The sequence below is a fragment of the Microcystis sp. LE19-10.1B genome (assembly GCF_027530565.1).
In the GTDB taxonomy this organism is placed as follows: domain Bacteria; phylum Cyanobacteriota; class Cyanobacteriia; order Cyanobacteriales; family Microcystaceae; genus Microcystis; species Microcystis aeruginosa.
The window spans coordinates 1-4,266 of the sequence record NZ_JAPZQM010000623.1 but is presented as its reverse complement, the minus strand read 5'-3'; the positions used below and the strand labels follow the sequence as shown (position 1 = coordinate 4,266).

The 4,266-nt window shown below is 40.2% G+C and carries 4 protein-coding genes and 1 pseudogene; all 5 read right to left on the bottom strand.

All coding sequences use genetic code 11. The features are described 5' to 3' along the window. Positions 1 to 82: 82 nt before the first annotated feature. On the bottom strand, positions 83 to 235 hold the full coding sequence (locus O9332_RS22460) for a hypothetical protein (protein ID WP_288027503.1): 153 nt from the start codon (positions 233 to 235) through the stop codon (positions 83 to 85). Positions 236 to 273: 38 nt separating this feature from the next. Beyond that, positions 274 to 720 (bottom strand): response regulator, encoded by a 447-nt coding sequence (locus tag O9332_RS22455; protein ID WP_002758488.1) that lies wholly within the window; start codon positions 718 to 720, stop codon positions 274 to 276. Beyond that, a complete protein-coding gene (locus tag O9332_RS22450; protein WP_288027501.1) occupies positions 659 to 2,965 on the bottom strand; it encodes a sensor histidine kinase in 2,307 nt (768 codons plus the stop codon). The genes O9332_RS22455 and O9332_RS22450 overlap by 62 nt, the downstream gene beginning before the upstream one ends. A 345-nt stretch (positions 2,966 to 3,310) precedes the next feature. Beyond that, positions 3,311 to 4,075 carry a hypothetical protein gene (locus tag O9332_RS22445; protein WP_288027499.1) on the bottom strand — a complete coding sequence of 255 codons (765 nt, stop codon included), beginning with the start codon at positions 4,073 to 4,075 and terminating at the stop codon, positions 3,311 to 3,313. Between the two features lie 59 nt (positions 4,076 to 4,134). Then, positions 4,135 to 4,266: pseudogene (locus O9332_RS22440) on the bottom strand (IS630-like element ISMae24 family transposase); the annotation flags it as partial.

The window sequence follows — 4,266 nt, the reverse complement described above, 5'->3', positions numbered from 1 at the left end:
TTTATTATTGGTGGTGGGTATATTTTTCCCGCTTTAAATAAATTTTTTTTACCGGGCTTGGGCCATTTTTTTTAAACATTTTTTAATGTTTTTGGGGGGTTTGTTTTGGGGGGTGGGGGGGGGGGGGTGGGGGGTGTGGGGTGTGGGGTGTAGGGTGTAGGGCGTGGGGAGAATAAAGCTGCCTCCTGCCTCCTGACGACCGACTCCTGATAACTGATAACTGATAACTGATCACTGATAACTGATCACTGATAACTGATCACTGATAATGATTCACTCCCCGGGTAAAGTAGCGGTTTCTAACCAAAAAGCCTCGATATTTTTGACAATTTTGAACAAATCGTTGAGATTGCGCGACTTGGTTATATAACAATTAACGTGCAGTTCATAGCTATAAAAAATATCCTCCTCGTTGCGAGAAGTGGTTAAAACCACCACAGGAATTCTTTTTAAACTGGGATCGTTTTTGATTTCCGCTAACACCTCCCGTCCGTCTTTTCTGGGTAAATTCAGATCGAGAAGAATCAGATTAGGACGGGGAGAATCGAGATACTCCCCTTCTCGACGCAGATAATCCATGGCGTTGACACCATCCCTAACGATAACTAATTCGTGCGGGACGGTGCTAGTTTTTAATGCCTCTTGGATGAGGCGAATATCAGCTTTGCTGTCCTCCACTAATAAGATAATTTTGTGTGGCACGTCCTCGCCAGCGCTCACGCTCGTTACCTCCTAGGGGAATTGTAAAACAGAAAACCGCTCCTTTGCCTAATTGGGATTCTACCCAAATTCGTCCGCGATGACACTCGATAATTTTCTTGCAAATCGCCAAACCCATACCTGTGCCGGGGTACTCGTCGCGGGTGTGTAGTCGTTGGAAAATCACGAAAATGCGTTCGGAAAATCGGGGATCGATACCAATTCCATTATCGGTGACAGAGAACAGCCATTCCTCCTCTTGACGTTGGGCAGCAATATGAATAGTGGGAGTTGCTTTTCCCCGGAATTTAATGGCATTACCGATGAGATTTTGGAACAATTGCATTAACTGGGTTTTATCTGCCATGACAATTGGCAAAGGATCAACGGTGATTATAGCTTGACTTTCCTGAATTCTCCCTTTCAGGTTAGCGAGAGCTTTTTCCAGTGCCAGATTAGCATCGATGGTATTAAACTCTACCGCCTGCATATCCACTTTCGAGTAAGCCAGCACATCATCTATTAATGTTTGCATCAAACTGACACCTTCGACGGCAAAAGTAATAAATTCTTTAGCATCTTCGTCCAGTTCTTCGGTGTAGCGCATTTCTAGCAACTGCACATAGTTGGCGACTTGATTGAGGGGTTCCTGTAAATCGTGGGAGGCGACGTAGGCGAATTTTTTTAATTCGGCGTTTGATAGTTCCAAATCCCGCGCTAAACGGGCCAATTCATCGGCTTGTTTTAAGATGATATTGACGATCGCTTTTCGTAATTCTAGTGCGGCGTTAATTTCTACTGCTTTCCAGGGGAAAGATTTGAGGCGAACGGTTTCTTTCCAGAGGGAGAAAGATTTACGCGGACAGAGACGAATATCACCATCTATGGCAGTCGTTTTGATCGCTTTACCCGGATCACCACCCCAGTTCACGGTTTGAATTACTTCCGGACGAAACCAGAGGAGATAATTACGTTTAGAAATGGGAATTGCTAGTAAACCACTGGCAATGTCTTTAAACTTACCCGCATCGGCATAAATTCGCGGTAAGGAATTGGTATAGTAAACATCTTCATGGACGTTTTTTTCTAGCCAAGTAATCAGATAATTTAGTTCTTCTTCGCTCGGTGTTACTCCAATTAAGGTATAATTGCCGCCTAAACAAATAGCAGCTCCCGTGGCTTTAGTTAGATCGAGCAGATTCGGTTTATGGGCAATTAATCCATCAATAAAGTTATTAGCTTCCGCCATATAATCGATTAATTGCGATTGCACAAAGGTTAATTTTACTCGATAGTCATAATCCTCGGTTTCTTCCCGTGCCGATATTTCCGAGAAAATTACTCTTCCTAAGAACTCACAAGCTTTACGGAGTTCGTAGGGTACATATTTAGGGGTGCGGTGATGACAGGCAATAATGCCCCAGAGACGTTTATTTTCAATCAGAGAAATGGTTAGAGATGCTCCCACTCCCATATTATGCAGGTATTCTAAATGACAGGGAGAAGCACTTCTAAGACTGGACAGGGTTAAATTTAAGGGTTGTTGGGTTTCGGGATGAAGACTAGGCACTAGATCGACGGGTTCAGAGGTAGCATCGGGAATCTGTCGAATCCAATTAGCACTTAATAAATTTCGTGCCGGGAGAGGGATATCGGAAGCGGGATAACGTAAACCGAGATAGGGTTCTAGTTGCTCTATTTTGTCTTCTGCTATCACATCACCGTTATCTTCTTCGTCGAATTTGTATAACATAACTCGATCGAATCCTGTCATTTTTCGCACTTCTTTAACGATGATATTACAGAAATCTTTCAGGCTACGGGTGGCTTCAAGTTTATCGATCGAAGTTTTGGCTAGGTGATAGAATCTCAGGAAAGGAATGTTTTCATAGGAAATAGCTGGTTCTAACTCTAAAATCAGCATTTGTTCGGCGTTGCGGTGAAAAATAGCATCAAAGACAGCAAAATCATCCCCTTTAACCCGCGCCCAAATTTTGGAGGGATTGATAGCATCAAAATCGTTATTTTCTATGGCTGATTTTAGAGGATCGATCTGAAAGGGATCGAAGATTTCCTCTAGGGTTTTACCGATAATTTCCCCCGGAGAAATACCCAATAAACTGCGGCTATTACTGCTAGTTTGGCTGACTTTTAGCTCCGGTTCGCTGAGAACTAAAAGCACCCCGTGCGGTTGAATTCGGTTATAGAGATGGATCGGTTCCCGTTCGATCGAAGTTGGGTTAATTGTCTCGGTTAGAACTTCCATGTGTATTGCCCCCAGAGGATTTTTGCCAAGTTGAAAACTCTTTGTTTATTAAAACTATTTCTTCTCACTTTCAGGGAGCGATCAAGAATAAATTTACTTCTCTTAATCCCAGGCCATCAAAAGTAATAAAACTTTAATTAATCAGTTATCTATCGATCGAGCAGTTCTGTTCAGTTCCCTTTATTATAATCAGTTTTTCTCTGAGAATCTAGGGTAATTTGTTAAGAATTAAGATTTAATGTTACAAGGGACAGATAATTCTTAATAAAAATATACAGTAGGGTGTGTTAGCGAAGCGTAACACACCAAAATCTAAGATTTAAATATGATAGCAACCCTTTTTTGTTAATTACCTGGAGGTAAAATTTTGAACATTTCTGCAAGCTTATAACTATTTACAAGGAGACTAATTGGCGGATTAATCTTTTGTGCTTTTTCTGGAACTATTTTTGTGAAAAATTCCTGCAACTTTTGGGATATATTGTTCTTGGTTTCCTTATCTTCACCTTCGACTTGATTAATTCCCACCTCGGTGAGGGTAGCCAAAATTTCCTTGCGAAGACCATTATAGCCAACGATGTAAAATTTGTTAAGAGCTTCTAGGACTTCATTTAATTTAATCAGCAGAAATTGTTTAAACTCTTGCGTAATTTTGCTATCGTCAATCATTTGAATTAAACCTAAGATTTCTTCCCTTAACCTGTTCAAATCCTCTTTGCTTAAATATATTTCCTCAAAATCTTCTACACAAGAAGGAAGCCAATGTAGAGCGTACCAGTCAGGAGAGTTTAATGGCTGTAAGAAAGAATTTGACCAAGACATTTCAAGTCTTGAAAATACACTAATTAATTCATCCTTAATTTGTTTCATAAGTTCTTTATAGGAAGACTGTTTTCTTGAAGGAAAATATTGTAGTTGATCTTCTATATGATAAATAAGCTGTAGTAATTGAATCAACCCTTTCTGAACAGAATCAGTGTCATTTTTCACTTCCATTGCTCTTGCTAAAACTGCTTGAACTGATTCGTCAGTTTCGTCTGGAGAACATCTTTGTAGGATAATTAATAAACGTTCGGCTGGATTATGAATCGGTAGAGTAGATGATTCCATAAATTTTATCAAAGGCTAGATAGGTGATATATAGAACAATAATATTGTAACCTAAGTACCTAGGCAAAATTAATTACATACTCGCCTCCAAAATTGTCCAGCACTTTTTTAACGTAAGCGAGGAGGCTCTTTCGGTCTTTATAGGCGCTAAATTCAATCCATTCATATTTTAAAAATCTCCATAATATTTC